The 18,725-nt window shown below is 62.6% G+C and carries 15 protein-coding genes; 7 read left to right on the forward strand and 8 right to left on the reverse strand.

What is annotated here, in order from left to right; translation table 11 throughout:
• The first annotated feature begins 32 nt into the window (after positions 1-32).
• Both ACSAMM_RS11945 and ACSAMM_RS11950 read left to right on the forward strand, forming a co-directional pair.
• A complete protein-coding gene (locus ACSAMM_RS11945) occupies positions 33-2,735 on the forward strand; it encodes a YfhO family protein (protein WP_457791594.1) in 2,703 nt (900 codons plus the stop codon).
• Between the two features lie 18 nt (positions 2,736-2,753).
• On the forward strand, positions 2,754-2,927 hold the full coding sequence (locus ACSAMM_RS11950) for a hypothetical protein (RefSeq protein ID WP_178724349.1): 174 nt from the start codon (positions 2,754-2,756) through the stop codon (positions 2,925-2,927).
• A gap of 97 nt (positions 2,928-3,024) precedes the next feature.
• Here the strand turns inward: ACSAMM_RS11950 and ACSAMM_RS11955 are convergent, their stop codons facing one another.
• The 3 genes from ACSAMM_RS11955 to ACSAMM_RS11965 are packed head-to-tail and all read right to left on the reverse strand — an operon-like array spanning position 3,025 to position 4,986.
• Positions 3,025-3,756, reverse strand: coding sequence for a hypothetical protein (locus ACSAMM_RS11955; protein ID WP_457791595.1), 732 nt, complete (start codon positions 3,754-3,756; stop codon positions 3,025-3,027).
• Positions 3,757-3,772: 16 nt separating this feature from the next.
• A complete protein-coding gene (locus ACSAMM_RS11960) occupies positions 3,773-4,609 on the reverse strand; it encodes an ATP-binding cassette domain-containing protein (RefSeq protein WP_178724345.1) in 837 nt (278 codons plus the stop codon).
• A complete protein-coding gene (locus tag ACSAMM_RS11965; RefSeq protein ID WP_178724343.1) occupies positions 4,606-4,986 on the reverse strand; it encodes a GntR family transcriptional regulator in 381 nt (126 codons plus the stop codon). The genes ACSAMM_RS11960 and ACSAMM_RS11965 overlap by 4 nt, the downstream gene beginning before the upstream one ends.
• A 184-nt stretch (positions 4,987-5,170) precedes the next feature.
• On the opposite strand from ACSAMM_RS11965, the gene add reads away from it, so the two are divergent.
• Positions 5,171-6,148, forward strand: coding sequence for an adenosine deaminase (add, locus tag ACSAMM_RS11970; protein ID WP_457791596.1), 978 nt, complete (start codon positions 5,171-5,173; stop codon positions 6,146-6,148).
• Between the two features lie 105 nt (positions 6,149-6,253).
• On the opposite strand, the gene ACSAMM_RS11975 is transcribed toward add, so the two are convergent.
• The 3 genes from ACSAMM_RS11975 to ACSAMM_RS11985 form a co-directional block, all read right to left on the reverse strand.
• A complete protein-coding gene (locus ACSAMM_RS11975) occupies positions 6,254-7,525 on the reverse strand; it encodes a hypothetical protein (protein WP_457791597.1) in 1,272 nt (423 codons plus the stop codon).
• The gene (locus ACSAMM_RS11980) at positions 7,522-7,980 is read right to left on the reverse strand and encodes an RNA polymerase sigma factor (RefSeq protein ID WP_457791598.1); all 459 of its coding nucleotides are present in this window, start codon (positions 7,978-7,980) and stop codon (positions 7,522-7,524) included. The genes ACSAMM_RS11975 and ACSAMM_RS11980 overlap by 4 nt, the downstream gene beginning before the upstream one ends.
• Before the next feature lie 132 nt (positions 7,981-8,112).
• Complete coding sequence (locus ACSAMM_RS11985; protein WP_457791600.1) at positions 8,113-9,006, reverse strand: LysR family transcriptional regulator; 894 nt, start codon at positions 9,004-9,006, stop codon at positions 8,113-8,115.
• Between the two features lie 124 nt (positions 9,007-9,130).
• On the opposite strand from ACSAMM_RS11985, the gene ACSAMM_RS11990 reads away from it, so the two are divergent.
• The 4 genes from ACSAMM_RS11990 to ACSAMM_RS12005 all read left to right on the forward strand — a co-directional run bounded on the left by ACSAMM_RS11990 (position 9,131) and on the right by ACSAMM_RS12005 (position 13,526).
• Positions 9,131-10,141 (forward strand): putative sulfate exporter family transporter, encoded by a 1,011-nt coding sequence (locus ACSAMM_RS11990; protein ID WP_178724333.1) that lies wholly within the window; start codon positions 9,131-9,133, stop codon positions 10,139-10,141.
• Between the two features lie 145 nt (positions 10,142-10,286).
• Positions 10,287-11,285, forward strand: a complete 999-nt coding sequence (locus tag ACSAMM_RS11995; protein ID WP_457791602.1) for a LacI family DNA-binding transcriptional regulator — start codon at positions 10,287-10,289, stop codon at positions 11,283-11,285.
• A gap of 9 nt (positions 11,286-11,294) precedes the next feature.
• Entirely contained in the window at positions 11,295-12,176 is an 882-nt protein-coding gene (locus tag ACSAMM_RS12000) for a hypothetical protein (RefSeq protein ID WP_457791603.1), read from the forward strand.
• A 15-nt stretch (positions 12,177-12,191) separates the two neighbouring features.
• Positions 12,192-13,526 (forward strand): GH39 family glycosyl hydrolase, encoded by a 1,335-nt coding sequence (locus ACSAMM_RS12005; RefSeq protein ID WP_457791604.1) that lies wholly within the window; start codon positions 12,192-12,194, stop codon positions 13,524-13,526.
• Between the two features lie 46 nt (positions 13,527-13,572).
• Here the strand turns inward: ACSAMM_RS12005 and ACSAMM_RS12010 are convergent, their stop codons facing one another.
• Both ACSAMM_RS12010 and ACSAMM_RS12015 read right to left on the reverse strand, forming a co-directional pair.
• Entirely contained in the window at positions 13,573-15,345 is a 1,773-nt protein-coding gene (locus tag ACSAMM_RS12010) for a hypothetical protein (RefSeq protein ID WP_457791606.1), read from the reverse strand.
• Positions 15,346-15,413: 68 nt separating this feature from the next.
• A complete protein-coding gene (locus ACSAMM_RS12015; protein WP_457791608.1) occupies positions 15,414-18,368 on the reverse strand; it encodes an alpha-L-rhamnosidase-related protein in 2,955 nt (984 codons plus the stop codon).
• Positions 18,369-18,725 lie beyond the last annotated feature (357 nt).

Here is an 18,725-nt window from a genome sequence, read left to right on the forward strand (position 1 = left end):
TACCCGGAATCCAACCGAAAGGAGGCGGCCGCTTGCAGTCGCTGTCAACACCGCGTATCCCTCCCCGCGCCCGGGAAGCCGGCCGCTATGCCGCCGCTTTTTTGCTGCCCGCGGCGGTCATGCTGGCCGTCTACGCCCTTATCGGCGTCGCCCCCTTTGGTGAGAAAAGCCTGCTGGTCACCGATATGGACGGCCAATACGTCAGCTTTTTTTCCTATTTAAAGGATATGGCCCGCAACGGTAACGACTTTTTCTATACCTTCAGCAAGAATCTGGGCGGCGATATGGCCGGCTTCGCCGCCTATTACCTGCTCAGCCCCTTCAATCTCGTGCTGCTCCCCTTTTCCACCGTCCATCTGCCCGCCGGCATCCTTCTGCTCACCCTCCTCAAGGTGGGCAGCGCCGGGCTGACCTGTGCGCTGTTTCTCTCGCGGGCAGAGCGGGCCGGTTCCGGCACCCTGCTCTTTTCCTGCTCCTACGCCCTGATGGGCTTCGTCTTCGTCTATCAGCAGAATATTCTTTGGCTGGACGGCATCATTTTCCTGCCTCTGGTGCTCTGGGGCGTCCAGCGGCTGATGAGCCGCCGTCGTCCCCTCCTGTTTATCCTCAGCCTGGCCGCCTGCCTGATCACCAATTATTACATAACGTATATGATATGCATCTTCTCCGTTTTGTATTTTCTCTTCCAATTGGCGGTGATCCATCCACAATCCCCCCGGCTGCGCGTGCGGGCCGTGCTTATCTCCTGCGGGCGGCTGCTGGGCGCGTATCTGGCCGCGGCGGGCCTGGCCGCCTTCGTCCTGGTGCCCACCGCCTTTTCCCTGATGGGCGGGGACAAGAATCTAGGGCTCCTCTCCCGCCTCGGCCTGGGGGTCCGGTTCGAGGCCGGGGATCTGTTTTCCAAGCTGTTCACCGGCTCCTTTGAAAGCCGGGATATGTGGACAAGTCCCCTGCCCGTGATGTTCTGCGGCCTGCTGATAACCCTGCTGCTCTTTCTCTACTTTTTCAACCGGCGCATCCGCTTTCGGGAAAAAGTGGCCGCCGGGATTTGGCTGGCCGTGATGTTCTGCGGCTTTCAGGTGGAGGCTCTTTATCTCGTCTGGCATGCCTTTAATTTTCCCATCGGCTTCCCCTCCCGGCAGGCGTTCCTGTTCAGCTTCACCATGATTTACCTGGCCTGCCGGGGCTTTGTCCGCCTGCGGTGCGGCGTGAAGCGGCGGCACCTGGCCATAGCCCTCACGCTGTTCATGCTGATAGCCGCGATGGTCGCCCGGCAACAGTATGGGTACCTGACCCTGGCCGGGATCGGCTTCGACGTCCTGGTGGCCGCCGTCCTCACCGTGCTGCTCGGCGCGCGGGCGCGGGTGTCCCGCGCCGGCCGCCGGCGGTTCGGCTCCCTGGTTCTGGCCGCTCTTCTGCTGGTCAACAGCGGCAATCTGCTGCTGTACGGCCGGCATGTGCTGTCCCAGATGAATTACATCCCCGTGAAGACCTACGCCCGTTATGTCAGCGACGTGCAGCCGGTGGTGGAGCGGGTCAAGCATGAGGACAAAGGCTTTTACCGGATGGAACAGACCTTCCACCGGGGCCGCAACGATCCCATGCTGTTCTCCTACCGGGGCCTGTCCCACTTCAGTTCCACCGAAAAGACCGCCACCAAGGATTTTATGGGCCGGATGGGCTTCCGCAACGCTGGCCTGTGGGCCAACTACTGGGAAGGATCCACTGTTTTCGCTGACTGCCTGCTAGGCGTGAAATACCGGCTGTCCCGCAGCGAGGCGGATCCCGTGTATCCCCGGCTGTACACCATGGGCAGCGTCTCCGTCTTCCGCAACACCGCCGCCCTGCCCATCGGCTTCGCCGCCGCCGACGATGTTCTCCGCGCCGATATGGGCTGGGACGATCCCTTCCTGCGTCAGAACCGGATGGCCAGCGCCCTCACCGGCCGGGAGGAATGCCTCTTCTACCGGGTGGACGGGGCGGAGGAGTCCCTGACCGGTCTGTCCGCCGGCTTGTCCGATACGGCGACCGTCTATGTTCGGGAAGAGGACGCGGAACAAGCGGAAATCGTCTATACCTTCTCCGCGCCTACCGCCGATCCTCTCTACGCCTACTTCCCCGGCGCCGCTCTGAAGGGGGCGGATATCTCGGTCAACGGCGTCAGCCTGGGCCAAACCTTCACCTCGTATCGGTACGGCGTTATCCCCCTAGGCCGGTTCCAGCCTGGAGAACTCGTCTCCTTCCGGATGACGCCCCACGGAGACTCCTTGGAGTATAAAGAAGCGCTTTTTTACTATGAGGATTTGTCAGCCACCCGCACCCTGTCCAAAACCCTCGCCGCCCATCCCTATGCGCTCGAATCCTTCACCAGCTCCCGCCTAAACGGAGTCATCGACGTGCCGGAGGATCGCACCCGCCTGCTGCTGACCATCCCGGCGGACGAGGGCTGGACGATTCTGGTGGACGGGAAGAAAACCGCGCCCGACGCCGCCTTCGGCGCGCTGCTGTCGGTGTCCCTGACTCCCGGTCAGCATCGGATCGCCCTGCGGTACGTCCCGCCCGGCTTCGCGGCGGGGACAGCCGTCACCGCGGGGACTATCCTGCTGCTGACCGCTCTCTTCCTGGGGAGATGGAGCCGCCGCCGGCGCAAAAACCGACAGAATTCGCCGCCTCTCCCCGCGCCGGCGTGCTATACTGAACCACTGTGTCCGGGCGATACGGACACACAGCGTTAGAAAGGAAGGGGAACTCCCATGGTATACAGCTGCGGCAAATGTAGATTTGCTTTTGAACGGGTGTCGGAGCCGGAGCGGTGCCCCGACTGCGGCTCCCTGGCCATCCATCCGGCCGACGAGGCGGAGCGCCGGGACTACGAGGCCGTCCGCCGCTCCCTCGAAGCGGAAGCCGCTGGCCGGGAAACGGCCTGATCGCCGCCGAAGCCGCGCCCAAATAAAAGCAGCCGCCGGAGGAACAGACAGTCTGTTCCTCCGGCGGCTGCTTTTATTTGCCGATCCCCATATTCATTTAAAACGCCGCCTTGATGGGCGCGCGGCGGATGAACAGCCAGGCGAACACACCGAACGCCGCTGCCACCGTCAGCAGCCCCGCGCCCAGATGGAGGGGTGAGAGCAGCAGGAAATCCGCGACGGCCGTTATCGCGCCGAAAATCCCCTTTTGGGCCGCCGCCGGGAGCAGCATCACCAGGATGGGCAGGACGACGAACAGGAAGGCCGGCACCCCGATGGACACCCCCAGGCGCAGGTACTTGCCCATGCGGTAATACGCGCCCCCAATGAAATACCCGATCATGCCGAAGGCCAGATGCGCCGCCAGCAGGCAGCCCATCAAGGACAGCCGGGTGGTGAGCTGGAGGCTGTGCTCGTGGCCGAACAGCAACAGCAACACATCGGTGCTGTTATCCGTGAACAGCGAAACCAGAAGCTGCAGCAGCACATCCCCCACCGTCATGCACACCGAAAAGATGCCAAAAAACGCTAAAAAACTGAGGAACACCGTCCGGCGGGACACCCCGTTGCCCAGGCCGAAGCGCAGGCTTTGGGAGAACAGCACGATCCCGTACACCAGCATCATCACCACCGAGCCGGTGGACATGCCGTTGACGTTGACCGTCTCCCCGCCCGCCGAAACGTTGACGGCAAAGGCGAACAGGTACAGCAGGATAAACACCCCATACAGCACGATAAGCCCCATATAGCTGTTCTGCCAGTTCCATTTGATCATTTGCTTGATTTTCATGGCCAGTTCTCCTCTTTCAAACGTTGGTCAGCCGGATGAACAGCTTTTGCATGTCCAGGCCGGACACGTCCAGCCCCGGGGCCTCCTCCGCCTTGCCCAAAATGCAGGCGGTTTTCAGCCCGCCCAGCGTGTCGACACTCAGCACGTCCCTCCCGGTGCAGTAGGCGTCCACCGCCTCCGCCCTGCCAGATACGGTATACCCCATCCGCTTGACCTCCTCGGCCGGCCGATCCAGCAGGATTTTCCCCGCTTTGATGATGACCACCTGCTCGATGATGTCCGCCACCTCCTCGATGAGGTGGGTGGAAATGAGAATGGTCCGGGGCTGCCGGCTGTAGCTCTCGATCAGCTGCCGGTAAAACACCTCCCGGTGGTTGGCATCCAGCCCCAGCACCGGCTCGTCGAACAGGGTGTAGGGTGCATTGCTGGCCAGCGCGGCGATGAGCTTGGCGATGGTCAGGTAGCCGGTGGACAGGTTTTTCAGCTTCTTCTTCTCCGGCAGCCCGAAGGTATCCGCCAGCTGTCCGGCATACTCGCCATCGAACCCGGGATAAAAATCCCCTGTCCAGCGGAACAGCTGGGCCACCGTGGCGGTGTCGGGCAGCAGGGTCTTCTCCCCCATATAATACACCCGGCCCAGCACCCGGTCGTTCTCCCGTGCCGGCTCCCCGTCGATGAACACCTCTCCCGCCGTGGGCAGCAGCCGGTTGGTCACCACGCTCAGCAGGGTGGATTTGCCCGCCCCGTTGCGCCCGAGCAGCCCATAGATTTTATTGTCTCCAAAGCACACGTCCACCCCGTCCAGGGCCGTGTTGTTCCCAAACCGCATGGTCAGGCCTTTACCTTCGATCATGGCTCAATCCCGTCCTTCCGTCCGCTGCGAATCATCTGCAGAATCTCCTCTTGGCTGATGTCCAGCTTCTCCGCTTCGTTGATAAGCTTGACAATATACGTCTCGTAAAATTGCCGGCGCCTTTTCTGCCGGATCTGTCCGGCGGCGCCTGGGCTGACAAACATCCCGACCCCCCGCTTCTTGTACAGAACCCCTTCCTCGGTCAACAGGGTCATCCCCTTGAGCACCGTGGCGGGGTTGATTTTGTAGGTGACCGAAATCTCCGTGGTGGACGGCACCTGGGTGTCCTCCGGGAACGCCCCGCACAGGATGGCGTCCTGTATTTCCTCCGCAACCTGGAGATAAATCGGCACCTCGCTGTCAAAGTCGAATGTCACCCGCTCACCGTCCCTTTCAAGTCAATTGGTTAATTACTTGTGTAACTAACCATACAACATTTTAAGCCCTATGTCAAGAGCAAAATGGTAATTTTCAAGCGGCTTCTCAAAAAGAGGACGGTTCGACTTTCCCAGCCGGTTATGCTACAATGGATTCAGAAAACACCGACAGGAGGGGATTCGGATGATCGACCTGCACATCCATCTGGACGGCTCGCTAACGGCGGAGGAACTGCTGGTTCTGGCCCGGACGGAAGAGATCCGTCTGCCGGCGGAGACGCCGGAAGGACTGCGGCCCTTCCTGACCGTGCCGTCCGGCTGCGGAAGCCTGAACGACTATCTGCGGTGCTTTGAGACGCCCCTCGCCGTGCTGCAAAGCCCCGAGGCCGTGGAATACGCCGCCGCCTCGCTGGCGGGACGTCTGCGGGAACAGGGGCTGCTGTACGCGGAAATCCGCTTCGCTCCCCAACTCCACCAGAAAAACGGTCACAGCCAGGAGGCCATTGTGGAGGCCGCGATACGGGGGCTTCGCCGCTCCGGGCTGCCCGGACAGCTCATTCTCTGCTGCATGCGGGGAGCGGACGAAGCGGCCAATATGGACACCCTGCGGGCGTCGCGCGCCTTTCTGGGTCAAGGAGTGGCGGCGCTGGATCTGGCGGGGGCGGAGGGGCTGTACCCCACCCGGGACTATCTCCCCCTGTTCTCCCGCGCGCGGCAGGAGGGCCTCCCCTTCACCATCCACGCGGGAGAAGCGGCGGGGCCGGACAGCGTCTGGGCCGCCCTGGAGGCCGGGGCGGCACGCATCGGCCACGGGGTGCGAGCGGCGGAGGATCCCGCCCTGACGGCGGCGCTGGCCCGGCGGGGGATCCCGCTGGAGATGTGCCCCACCAGCAATTTCCAGACCGGGGCGGCGGCGCCCGGCAGCTATCCGCTGAAGGCCTATCTCGATCAGGGGATCCCTGTCACCCTGAACACCGACAACACCACCGTCTCCGGCACCACCCTGGCCGGGGAATACGCCCTGGCCAGGGAACGGCTGGGGATGACAGAGGCGGACGAGAGGACGCTGCTGGAAAACGCGGCGCGGGCGGCGTTCCTCCCGGAAGCCGAAAAGGCGGCGCTGCTGGCCCGGATGCGGGACAAACGGACGTCTTTTTCATAATGCCTGATAAATAATCCCCAGTTCAGTGTGGAAGAGGGCGGGAGGTACGTCAGAAAAGCCGGCAGGCACTTTCGTGTCTGCCGGCTTTTCTCCATATATTTTGCGTTACCCGGGGACGACCTCCACTTCACAGAAGGCGGAGCCGCTGGCCTGATTATAATACGAATATTTCAGCGTGGTTTTCCCCGGACGCAGCGCTTTTACCACTATGTTCCTTCCATCCGCCGCTTTCCCGTATTCGCCGCTATCCACCGACTTGATATCCGTGATATCCGGCGTCTCCACGGTCCATTGGGATTCCACATAACCCGGATATTCTAACCCATCGAGGCAGACTATGTTGAAGCGGCCACTCTGAATCAAGCTGTCTACAGCCTTTATCTCGTTAAAATATTCGGCTTTTTTAAGATATAAGTACCAGGTGTTTTTTCCGCTTTCATAGCTGTCTCCTTTTTCAACCCGCTCCAATTCCAAATCGGGAAAATCCGCCGTGGTAAAGGTCTTGGTCTCTTCTGTCATCAGAGCAATCGGAGAACTGCGGTTGGGCGCATACAGATGCCCGCCCAGGATGCCGAGTTCCATCGTTTCCCCCACGCGCAACTGGATTTTTGTGTAGGTGGGAACCAGGACGGATTCGAACGGGACCTCCCGGTTGGGCTGGACGGTCTCGACGCCGGCGTTTTCCTTCAGCCGGTTGGCCGCGGCTTCCAGCGTATCGCCGTCGGCGAGACGGACGACCAGGAGCAGCTCCAGGCTTTCCCCCTTCATATAAGAGGTGTAGAGGATCTGCGTTACCTCCGCCTCCGGGAAGTCGGCCGGCGACCAGGAGCGCTTATCGGCAACGGGCTTCTTCATCGTAACGACAAGACTGTTCTCATTGGTCCACCCGCCGGTTTCCAAATAGCGTTTGGGCGGCACCACGCCGGGGGTACAGGGCAGGCGCGGAAGGGTGGGGGCGGTCGTGGAAGCCGTGGTGGCGGCGCTCACTTTGGAGGTGGTGGTGCGTGCGGCGGTGGTACTCCCACCCGGCTTCGTACCAGTTGTGCTCTGCCCCGATGTGGCGGCAGAGGAGGACTCTTGCGTGGAGGAGGCCGTCTCTGTGCTCGTCGGCGGCGCGGCGCTGCTGTCTATGGGCAGAGGCGGCAGGGTGCTGCGGGTGAATGTGGTCAGCAGAACGGCGATCGTCAGCATTACTGCGGCGGCGGCGCACGCGGCTATGTACGCTTTGTGCCGATACCCAAGCGGCTTCACAGGTGATTTTTTCTCCTGATAAGGCTGGGTCAGCAAAGGGGACGTCCGCAGGGAGCTTCCCAGCTTTTCGCGGAATTCCTCGGTCAGATGCACGTCGCTCAGGGCCCGCGTATATTTGTTTTTCATATCGCATCCTCCTCCAGAATCGTTTTAAGCCGTTTTCTCGCGCGGGCCAGCCGTGTGCCAATCGTCCGTTTATTGACGTGCAGGATGTCCGCGATCTCCGCGATTTGGTAGCCCTCGAAATAATACAGATACAGTACGTCCCGATGATCCGGCGACAGCCGCTTCAGTTCTTCGAGAACCCACCGGCTTTCATCGGGAATTCCGGGCAGATCCTGCGTCAGCGGCTCGGTCAGCCGGCGCCAGGCGCTTTTCTGATGATCCCGGCATAGATTAATCGTCACCCGAATCAGCCACGCCTTCTCATAGGCCGCATCGTCAAAGGACGGGTGCTGAATAAACCGCAGCAGAGCCTCCTGCACCACGTCCTCCGCCTCTTCCCTTTGCCCCAGATGCTGCCAGGCCACCCGAAACAACATATCCGCATAGGTATCGACGGTTTGCTGAACCGTATCCATAGGTTCCCCCTCCCTCCTACTGATAAAACGAATCGGCCGCCCAGAATTTTCCCATCGGGACAAATTTTTTCGGATTTCCGGCGTCCGGATAGGAAAAACGCCCGGCGGGGGCTGCCGCCGAGCGTTTTGCGTTTACTGCTCCGCTTCCACACCGCCCAGCTCGTGGAACAGGCGGTGATACCAGGCGGGGAAGACGCTGTTTTTCCGCCAGAGGAAGGTGAAATCGTGGCGGTAGCGGAAATCCTCCAGCTCGATTTCCTGCAGGCGGCCGTCGGCCAGCTCGCACCGCACCGCGGCCTGATACAGGAAGGTCACGCCGCAGCCCTCCATGGCTAGGGATTTGAGGGCCTCCAGGCTGGAGATTTCCATCACCTGCCGGAAATCCCCCAGCGTCAGATTCTGCAGCTCCAGATGCTTTTCCAGAATCGTGCGCGTGCCCGATCCCGGCTCCCGGGTGATCAGCCGCTCCCCCAGCAAATCGGCCAGGCGCTTCGCCTCCGGGGGCAGGGGGTAGCCGGGGGCACACACCGCCACGAACGGCTCCGACGCATAGCGCAGATGGTCATAGGACGTCTTGTCAAAGAAGCCCTCCACCACGGCAAAATCCAGCTTTCCGGCGTCCAGGCGACCCAGCAGCTCCCTGGTGTTGGCCACCTCCATCTGCACCCTCGCGTCGGGATGCCGCCTGAGATACGCCCCCACGGCGGCCGGCATGACATACGCGCCCACGGTGAGCGTCGCGCCAAAGTGCAGCCGCCGGTGCCCGTCCTCCAGGCGGGCCAACTGTTCCCGCAGGAAGGCGTCGTCGTGCTTGACCGTCTGCGCGGCCTCCAGCAGCAGGCGGCCCGCCTCGGTCAGCACCGCCTTTTTCCCCTCGTAGGCAAACAACCGGACGCCGTATGCTTCCTCAAGCTGATGGATATGGCGGGAGACGCCGGGCTGGGTGATGTGCAGCTCCTCCGCCGCCCGGGTGAAATTCATATGGCGGCACACCGCGAGAAAGGTATGGATACGAAAATCCAGCATAGACGCGGCCCCCTTTCCTCTTAATGATAACACACCATCATGGAAAGATAAAGAATCATCATTTTACATAATCTTCCTTCCGCGCTATACTGGAGGACGCATCATGCAGAAAGGCGTGGAAAACATGAATGTTGTCAAGCAAAACGTGCGGGGGATCCTGCTGTGCCTCCTCCTGGCGGTGCCGGCGTGGCTGCTGGGAAAATGGATTCCCGTGGTGGGCGGGCCGGTATTCGCCATCCTGGCGGGCATGCTGCTGACCCTGTTTCTCAAGGACAAAACCCGCTGGCAGCCGGGCGTCAACTTCACCTCCAAAAAGCTGCTGCAGGCGGCTGTGGTGCTGCTCGGCTTCGGCCTCAACCTCAAGGTGGTGCTGGAAACTGGGCGGAAATCGCTGCCCATCATCTTGTCCACCATTACCACCTCGCTGGTCATCGCCTTTCTGCTCAAAAAGCTGCTGAAGGTGCCGAGCAAAAGCGCCACCCTCATCGGGGTGGGCTCCTCCATCTGCGGCGGCTCCGCCATCGCGGCCACCGCACCGGTCATCGACGCGGACGACGAGGAAATCGCCCAGTCCATATCGGTCATTTTCCTGTTCAACATCGCCGCCGCCCTGATTTTCCCGTCGCTCGGCGGGCTGCTGGGGCTGTCCGACGCGGGGTTCGGCCTGTTTGCGGGCACCGCCGTCAACGACACCTCCTCGGTCACTGCCGCCGCGGCCGCCTGGGACGGCATCCACCACAGCAACACCCTGGAGGCGGCCACCATCGTCAAGCTCACCCGGACGCTTGCCATCATCCCCATCACACTGGTGCTGGCCTTCGTGCGCGCCCGGAAGGAAAAGAACACAGCGGGGGCCGGTAAAGTGAGCCTGAAGAAGATTTTCCCGTTTTTTGTGCTGTTTTTTGTGCTGGCGTCGGTGGTCACCACCCTGTTCCAGCTCCCGGCCGCAGTGACCGCGCCGCTTAAGGAGCTGAGCAAATTCTTCATCATCATGGCCATGGCGGCCATCGGCCTGAACACCAACATCGTGCATCTGGTGCGCACGGGCGGCAAGCCCATCCTGCTGGGCTTCTGCTGCTGGGTGGGTATCGCTTGCGTCAGCCTGGGCGCGCAGAAGCTGCTCGGGCTCTGGTGAACCAAGCCCTTCGAAATAAAAACCGGGAGCACAGCGGCTCCCGGTTTTTATTTCGAAAGAATTTCGTGGCGTCTTTCATTGCATCCGGGGGGCAGACGGGCTATAATGAAGGCGTTCGAACAAACCCGCACAAAAGGAGAAGACCATGACGCTGAAAAAACTGGCAGAGCTGGCCCATGTGTCCCCCTCGACCGCCTCCAAGGCCTTGGCCAACAGCCGGGAGGTCAGCGAGGAAACCGTCCGGCATGTCCGGCAGGTGGCCAGGGAATCCGGCTATCTGCGGCAATGCAAGGAGAGACGGCTTTCCTACCGCAAGCCGTCCGCCCCCACCATCGCCGTGGTCTGCCCCGAAATCGTCAGCGTGTATTATTCCGCCATCGCCACCTGCCTGAGCCGTCTGGCCGAGAGCCACGGGGGCACCAGCGCCGTGTATCTGTCCGGCTTCGAGCCGGAACGGCAGAGCGCGCTGCTCGAGGATTTGGCGGTCAAGCCGGGGGTGGACGCGGCGGTGCTGATTCCGGGCGCGGCGGGGGCGCTTATGCGGGAGGATTTCTGTATCCCGGTGGTGCAGCTGGGCGGGACGAGCTACTCCCCCGCCTTCGACTGCATCGATTTCGATTTAGAGGCCGGGCTGCTGGAGGCCGTCCGCCACCTGCAGGGGCTGGGCCATCGGCGCATTGGCTATCTGGGCGAACGGCTGGCCTCCCCCAAGGAGGCCCGTGTCCGCGCGGCCATGGCGCGGGCCGGGCTGACGGCGCGGGAGGAGGATTTCTTCATCGCGGCCGGCCGCTTCGAGCAGGCCGGCTACGCCGCGGCCAAGGAGGCCCTCGGCCGCGGGGATCGCCCCACCGCCTTCATCGCCGCTTATGACGAGGTGGCGTTCGGCGCCATCCGGGCCTTTGCGGAAAGTGGCCTGCGGGTGCCGGAGGATCTCTCCATCATAGGCATCAACGACGTGCCCACCGCGTCCTTCGCCCCAGCGGCGCTGACCACCATCCACGCCTATGTTGAGGAAGCCTGCGGGCAGGCGGTGGACATCCTGCTGCGGAAAACGGCGGATCCCGACTACCGGATGGTGCAGCGTATTCTCGTCCAGTGCCGGCTGATCCCGCGGGAAACCACGGGGCCGGCCAGGACGCTATAAGGAGGTTTCATGGGAACCCTATTCATCGGGATCCTGCTGCTGATGAAAGCGGCGCAGGGATATTTCAACAAGAAAGCCAGCATCCTGCTGGGATCCCGTCATCAATTTTTGAGCTTCTCTCTGTTCAATTACGCTGCCTGCGCGGCCCTCAGCCTTTTGTACCTGCTGGCGGCGCCGGCCGGGCAGGCGCCCGGAGCGGGGGCGCTGGCGGTCTCGGCCCTGGGAGGGCTGTCCATGGCGGTTTGTTCCATCAGCGGCCTGGCGGCCCTGCGCAGCGGCACGGTGGCGCTGGGAAGCCTGGCGGCGGCGGCCGGCCTGCTCATCCCCTGCGCGGCCGGCCCGCTGCTGTTTGGGGAGCACCTGTCCCCATGGCAGGGGGGCGGCGTTCTGATGCTGTTGGGGGCGGCCTGGCTGTTGGGCGGGTGTTCCAAGAAGCAATACGGCCATCTGTCGGCAAAAACCGTGGGGATACTTCTCGTCAGCCTGCTGTCCAACGGCACCACCATGCTGGCGCAGAAGCTGTTCAGCTTTTACTACCCGCAGACGAGCACCGGTGTCTTTTCCCTGACGGCCTTTCTGTTTGCCAGCGCAGCGCTGCTCCTCTGCGTCCTGCCGCAGGGCCGCAAAGCAGGAATGGGCAGTCTGCGCCTTGATCGGCCTTTATGGATATACGGGCTGATTCTCGCCGGCGCGCTGTTCGTGGTCAACCTGCTGTCCACCATCGCCTCCGCCCTGGTGCCCTCGGTCGTCCTGTTCACCCTGGTCAACGGGGGCGGCATGCTGCTGGCGGCGGGCATCGGCGCCGTCTTCTTCCGGGAAAGGCTGACGGCGAAAAGCCTGGCCGGCGTGGCGCTGGGCGCCATGGCGCTGATTATCATCAATACGCTATAGAAAGGAGCGGGCCGTATGACGCGCATTTCGGGCGATTTTCGCCGCACGGACGGCATGGTCAAGCCCATGCACGGGGTGGGCAACGCGCCGCTGCTGGGCACTGACGACAAGCTGTTTCACTTCCTCGGGGAGGCGGGCATCCCGTTTTCCCGCCTGCACGATACCGGCGGCCGGTACGGCGGGGGCTGCTTCGTGGACATTCCCAACGTGTTCCGGAACTGGGACGCGGATCCGGACCGGGAGGACTCTTACGATTTCGCCTTCACCGACTGGCTGCTGACCGCCCTGCACCGGCAGGGGGTCGAACCCTTCTACCGGCTGGGCGTGACCATTGAAAACAGCTGGTCCATCAAGGCCTACCACATCTTTCCCCCGGCGGATCCGCTGAAATGGGCGCGCGTGTGCGCGGGCGTCATCCGGCACTACAACGAGGGGTGGGCGAACGGCTATCATTTCGGCATCCGCTACTGGGAAATTTGGAACGAGCCGGACAACGAGCCGGATCCCGCCCGCAACCCCATGTGGCAGGGGACGAAGGAGGACTATTTCCGTCTGTACGAGACGACGTCCAACTATCTGAAAAGCCGGTTTCCCTCCCTGCGCATCGGCGGGTACGCCGGGTGCGGCTTCTACGCCCTGTCGGAGGCGGACTATGCCGCCATGGCCAAGTCCAGCACCCGGACGGGTTATTTTGTGGAATTCTTTCACGAGTTTCTGCGGTATATCTCCTCCCCTGCCCACAAGAGCCCTCTAGACTTCTTCTCCTGGCACAGCTATGCCGGGGTGCCGGAAACCGCGGCCTATGCCCGCTACGCCCGGGACACCCTGGATAGCTACGGCTTCACCCATACGGAGAACATTCTCAACGAGTGGAACCGGGGGCTGGGACTGCGGGGCACCGCGCGGGACGCGGCCGAAATCGCCGCCATGTTCTGCGCCATGCAGGCGGGGCCGGTCGATCTCTGCGTCTACTACGACGGGCAGGTGAACACCGCCTACGGAGGGCTTTTCAATCCGCTGACCGAGGATGTGTTCCCGGCATATTACGCTTTCCGCGCGTTCAACGAACTGTATAAACGGCGCGAATATGTACGACTCGTATCCGAGGACGGAGTGTATGCCGCCGGGGCAACCGACGGACGCACGGCGGCGGCGCTGCTGGCCAACAGCGGCGACACGCCGGCGGAGGTATCCCTAGAATGGCGCGGCCTGCCGGGAGGGCACGCCCGGTGGCGCGCGGTGGACGAGAGATATGAGCAGCCGGGGGAGGCGTTCCCCCTGCAGGCGGGCGGGCTGTCCCGCGCCGTCACCCTGCCGCCGGGCGCTGCGGTGCTGCTGGAAACCTTATGAGAAGAAACCCGGCTCAGCCTGTCGACAGGCTGAGCCGGGTTTCTTTTCAGCGGACGGTTACTTGGTCGCCGGCGCCGATTTCCATGTTAGTCTTACTGACGCCGCAGTTCTGGAACACCACATTTTTGATGTGGTAGGCGGAGGCGGCGGTGTTGTTGTTATAGCTGCTGATATGAAAATACTTGCCGGTGGGAGAATCCAGCGAGATGGGGGAATCCTTGAACAGGATGTTCTGGGGCACCGGGCCTTCGGTGCTGCCGAACACATCGATCCACATCCGGCGGTTGTAAATCTTGGTTTTGGTCACGGTCAGCGGGCCGCGGAATCGGAAGGTGCCGTCGAGATCGCAGTTCTTAATCTCCGAACCGGGGGCCACCATGGAGTCGAAGAACACCAGAATGTTCTCCCCCGCCTTCAGGCCGGGCAGCTTGTCGGTCAGCTTCACCCGGTTGTCGGATCCGCTCTGCTTCATCACCCGGCTGACGGTGGTGGTGCCGATCAGCTGGCCGGTGGAGGTGTCGATGATGGTCAGCTTGTCGCCCTTTTTCAGAGGGGAATAGGTGCCCTTGGTTTCCGGCCAAAACATATTGATTTCATCTTGACCTTTGGCCTCCTTGACGTACATGGTGGAGGCGGATATGTTGAACACGTCGTCGTACAGGCCCTCCATTTTGCAGCCGTCCCAGATGATCTTCGCGCGGTTTTCCTTGCAGTGGAAGCCGTCCCGCCAGCCGACGAAGTTCAGGTTTTTATCCAGGGAGTTGGGCGCGCGGGTGAGGTTGACGTTGGTAAAGCGGATGGTGCCCTCCGAGTTGAAAACGGCGAAGCCGAACCGGGCCATGGCGTAGACGTTGCAGTTTTTCATGGTGAAATCGGTGTTGCCGCTCAGCGAAAAGGCCCGCTCGATGATGTGGCCGACGTAGGGCATGGGGGCGGTGAGGGCCACACTGTTCAGCTGGGACAGCCAGCCCTTGGTGTTGGCGTTGGAGGTATCGAAGGTCACCTTGAATTTCCGGGCGGCCTTGTCGATCATGGTGTATTTCTTGATGTACATGTGATACCGGCCCGCAGGCTTATCCAGCACGCCGAACCAGCCGCCGCCCGCGTTGACAGTGGGGATATACTCCTCACCGTTTTCCAGGCCGATGTCCCGGTCGGCGGTCATGACCGCCTCGCCGGCGGCAGCGTTCAGGCTTACCAGGGTGGCGCGGAAGGCGGGCTTGGTTTTATAGTCGAAATTGAAGCCCTCCAGGGTGACGCCGGTGGTGTCCTGGAAATCCACATAGTATTTCGGCGCGTCGATGAGCAGGGTGGTGTTGCTGCCCTTGATGGTCACGTTTTTCGCCCCGCTGAGGGTGAAAATGGACTTTAGGGAGGTACCGTTGTTTTTGGCATAGTAGGTCTTGCCGCTCTCGAACACCAGGGTGCTGCCGCCGCCCGCGTCCTGCAGGGCGCCAAGGGCGGTGAAAATGGCCGATGCGTCGTCGGTTTTGCCGTCTCCCTTGGCCCCGAAGTCCTTGACATACAGGGTTTTGGAGGCGGGGACATTCTGCTTGGTGGTGGCGGCCGTGGTGGTTTTTTTGGTGGCGCCGCCGCTGTTCGTCTTGGGGGAGGTGGCGTTTCCGGAGGCGGCGGAGGCCGTCGCGTCGGTGGCGCCGGTGGCGGCGGACTCCTCCGTGCCGGTGGTCTGGACGGAGGAGGAAGCGGGCTGCGAGGAGGGGGACGAGGCCGGCGGCTCCGTGTTCCGGCAGGAGGTCAGCAGCGCCGTGGTCAACAGCGCCGCGGCGGCCATCGCCGCCCATTTTGTACCCTGTTTCATCCGATTTCTTCCTTTCTGTTCGCGGTTTGGAGCCGGGGATAGTTCCCCGTGCATCCGGCCTTCGTTCATTATACCGGCACCACCGGCATTTGCCAATGGATCGGTTTTTCCATCGGGGGACGTGCGCGGGATTCCAGCCGCTTGGTGCGCTCTACCAGGGGTTCGCCCTTGAGCCCGTCGGGCAGGCGGATGACCAGCTCCACGTCCTCGGGGGCGGAAATCCGCAGATCAATTTTATCCCCCTCAACGGTAAAGGATACCTCGATGACTCCGCCCGCCGGGTGGGGTACGGCGCCCCGGGCCCAGGCAAGACCGCAGGGAACGGGGGCGATTTCCACCGACGTCCAGAAGGGGGCCAGCGGCTTGACGCCCAGGACGCTGCGGGACAGGAAATAGGCCGGGGCCGCGCTCCAGGCGTGGCAGTGGCTGCGGCTGAGCATCCCCTCCACCGCCTTGTTGAGGGGGGATTCAGGGTACTGCTCCCAACAGGTGGTGGCGCCGCAGCGCACCATTTCGCCGTAATGGATCCGCATATCCTCCAGCATGGCGGCCACGTCCCCCGCCTTTTCCAGCACCTCGTACTGAAAAAAGGCCATGAAGGGGCTGCACACCTGGACAAAGTCGGCCGGGGGCCGCAGAACCAGCCGGTGGACGGCGGCGGCGCGCTCCCGCTCCCGGGGGATATCGCAGAGCAGGGCGACGATTTGGGTCTGGATGCTGGTAATCGTGGAAGAACGGCCGTCGGCGTGGATGCAGTCCAGGTAGGCCTGGCGGCCGCCGTCCCACAAATGGACGTTGATGGCGGCGCGCAGGGCGTCGGCCCGGGCCGTCCAGGGGCTCGGATCCTCTCCGGCGGCCTGGGACAGGCGGGCCAGCTCCCGCAGGGCCTTGACCATGAACATATTCTGGTGGGTGACCACCCCGGCGTTGGGCTGATCGGAGGGGGCCCAGTCCAGCAGGTTCCAGGCCTCGATGTTCAGCAGGCCCCGCCCGTCCAGATGCCCGAGATATGCCTCCATGGCGGCCCGGACGGCGGGCAGGATGCCCTTAACAAAGGAAACGTCGCCGGTATAGGTATACTGCTCGCCGCAGGCGATCATCCAGGCGAAGGTCCAGTTGGGGATTACACTGTCCCACATGCTGGGCACCTGATCGCACAGCAGCGGGGTCTGAGGGGCCGACTGGGGGACCAGCTCCAAGCAGCGGCGGATGTTGGCGGTGTTTCCGTAGACGTACCGGCTGACCAGGGCCTCGTTGCGGCTGTCCCCCACCCAGAACACCTGCTCATAGGCGGGACAGTCGACGAAGGTGTCCTCCGAGCACATCCGCACGGTATGGGCGCTCAGCTCCCAGATGTCGGTCAGCAGCCGGTCGGCGCAGGAGAAGTTCCCTACCTGGGCCAGCGGATAGGTGGACTGGATGGCCGAAACCGACCGGAATTTCACCGGCCGGGATGCGCCCCGCACCGCCACCGCGCAGTAGCGGAAGCCCCGGCGCAAGAAAGAGGTGAAGCGCTGCCGCCCCTCCCGGCAGACGACCCGCCAGACCGGATCCATCCCCCAAGTATGCTGAATCACCCGGCCGTCGGTGTACTCGTAGGGGTAAAAATCGAGAATGGTGCCCGCCGGTGCGTCGGCCTCGAAGGCGAGATAGCCCACCGTTTCCCGGCCGAAATCCACGGTGAATTCCGTATCCCGCTCCGGCTGGAGCGGCAGAACCGCCCAGCCGCCTCCGGGCAGGACGATTTCCTGCAGCGCCTGGGGTACGGCATAGTCGGCCGCGCAGGCGGAATCCGCCTCGCGGGCGTTGGCAAACAGGAGGAAGGGATCGCAAGGCGCCACCAGGTCGGGCGGCACCGGGCGGGCATAATGCTCCAGCCCCTGCAGGCCGTCGGGATACGCCATGCGATCCACCGCCCGGCGATAGTCCGGATGGAGGGGATCCACCCCGATGCCCGGCACGTCGTCCACGTTGTACAGTGTCGGTGAAAAGGGGCCCAGCAGCAGGAAGGGCGAAGCCGCGGGCCCGGCCTCCTCCGGCGGGCGCAGACGGAAGGGCGCCTCGCTGTGCAGGGCGAAATGCACGCCCATCCAGTGTTCCCGGGCGGTGATGTCGAAGGCCAGCCGGTTGTCCCCGGCCCCAAGACGGGCGGCGATATGCAGATGGGGGCTGGCGGCGGCCTTGAGCTCCTCGGGCGTATGCCACCGGCCGCCGAAAAAGACCGGATAACACCGGGAAATATCCAGATAGAGGACGACATCCCCCGGCTGCTCCATATGGATCACAGTCACCACCAGGCCCTGCATGGTGGCGGGATTGCAATTCTTATACCCTTCGGCGTCCAGCATCATGGAGCGGGTATCCACCACGAAGCTGACCTCCGGCGGACTGACCAAGCGCAGGCGGGACACCCGGGCGGGCAGCAGCGGCTCCTCCGTCAGAGGCGGGATATCCCGGGCAAACAGCACGGCCGTGTCCCGGGGGGTGGGGACGGCGGGCGTCCAGCGGACGGGATCGGGGCGGTAGCCGGGGGCGGAGAAATCCTCCCAGCGGGACATGTCCAGGTGCTCGGTAAAAGCCTGCTGCACGCAGATGCGGGGGGAACGGCTGTCCAGCGCCGCACAGGGGGCTGTGAGGAATTCCGGGCCGGTGCCGATTTCCAGGCGGCGCTCCCCGCCCTGCACGATAGCCTGAAGCCACAAGCCCGGCTCCCCGAACTGATGCTGCATGGTGCCCACGCCCCAGTAATGTACCAGCACGCCGATGACGTTTTTGCCACATCGCAGGCAGGGGGCGATGTCGTAGGTGTCGTAGGGGATATGGGCCTGGAAATACTTCATCGGCCCGCTGCCCAGGCGGACACCATTGACAAACAGGGTGTAGCGGGTATCGGCGGTGATATGCAAAGACGCCGTTTCCGGCGGAAAATCCAGCGTGAATTCCCGGCGGAACATCTGCCAGACATTGCGCCGGGCAAAGGGAGGGGCCGCCCAGATGAAGGGGGCCGGCTGTGTGATACGCATACCGTTCTAGTCCTTTCTTGCAGAGGCGACGTCCCTCGCACGGGCGGCCGCCGGCTATATTCCCATCTTACAAGAAAGCCGAAGGCATCTCAACAGGCTATCTTGCCATTCGCAGTGCACTTTTTGCAGTGTTTGGATATGTCCTCCGTATTTATTAAATATAACTCGGCATTTTTTGAACAATACCACCACGATCTTGCCAAGTGGCAGAAAATGCATTGAGTTTGATAAGAACGGTCTGCTATACTGAGAGCATGACGGGAGGGATCCGATCGGCCGGGACGCCGGGCGGCGGATTTCTTTCTCCAAAAAATCGATCCGGCATATTTTGTTCTGAGAACCGACGTTCTCGACAGA

It is taken from the genome of Anaeromassilibacillus sp. SJQ-5 (genome assembly GCF_054108045.1).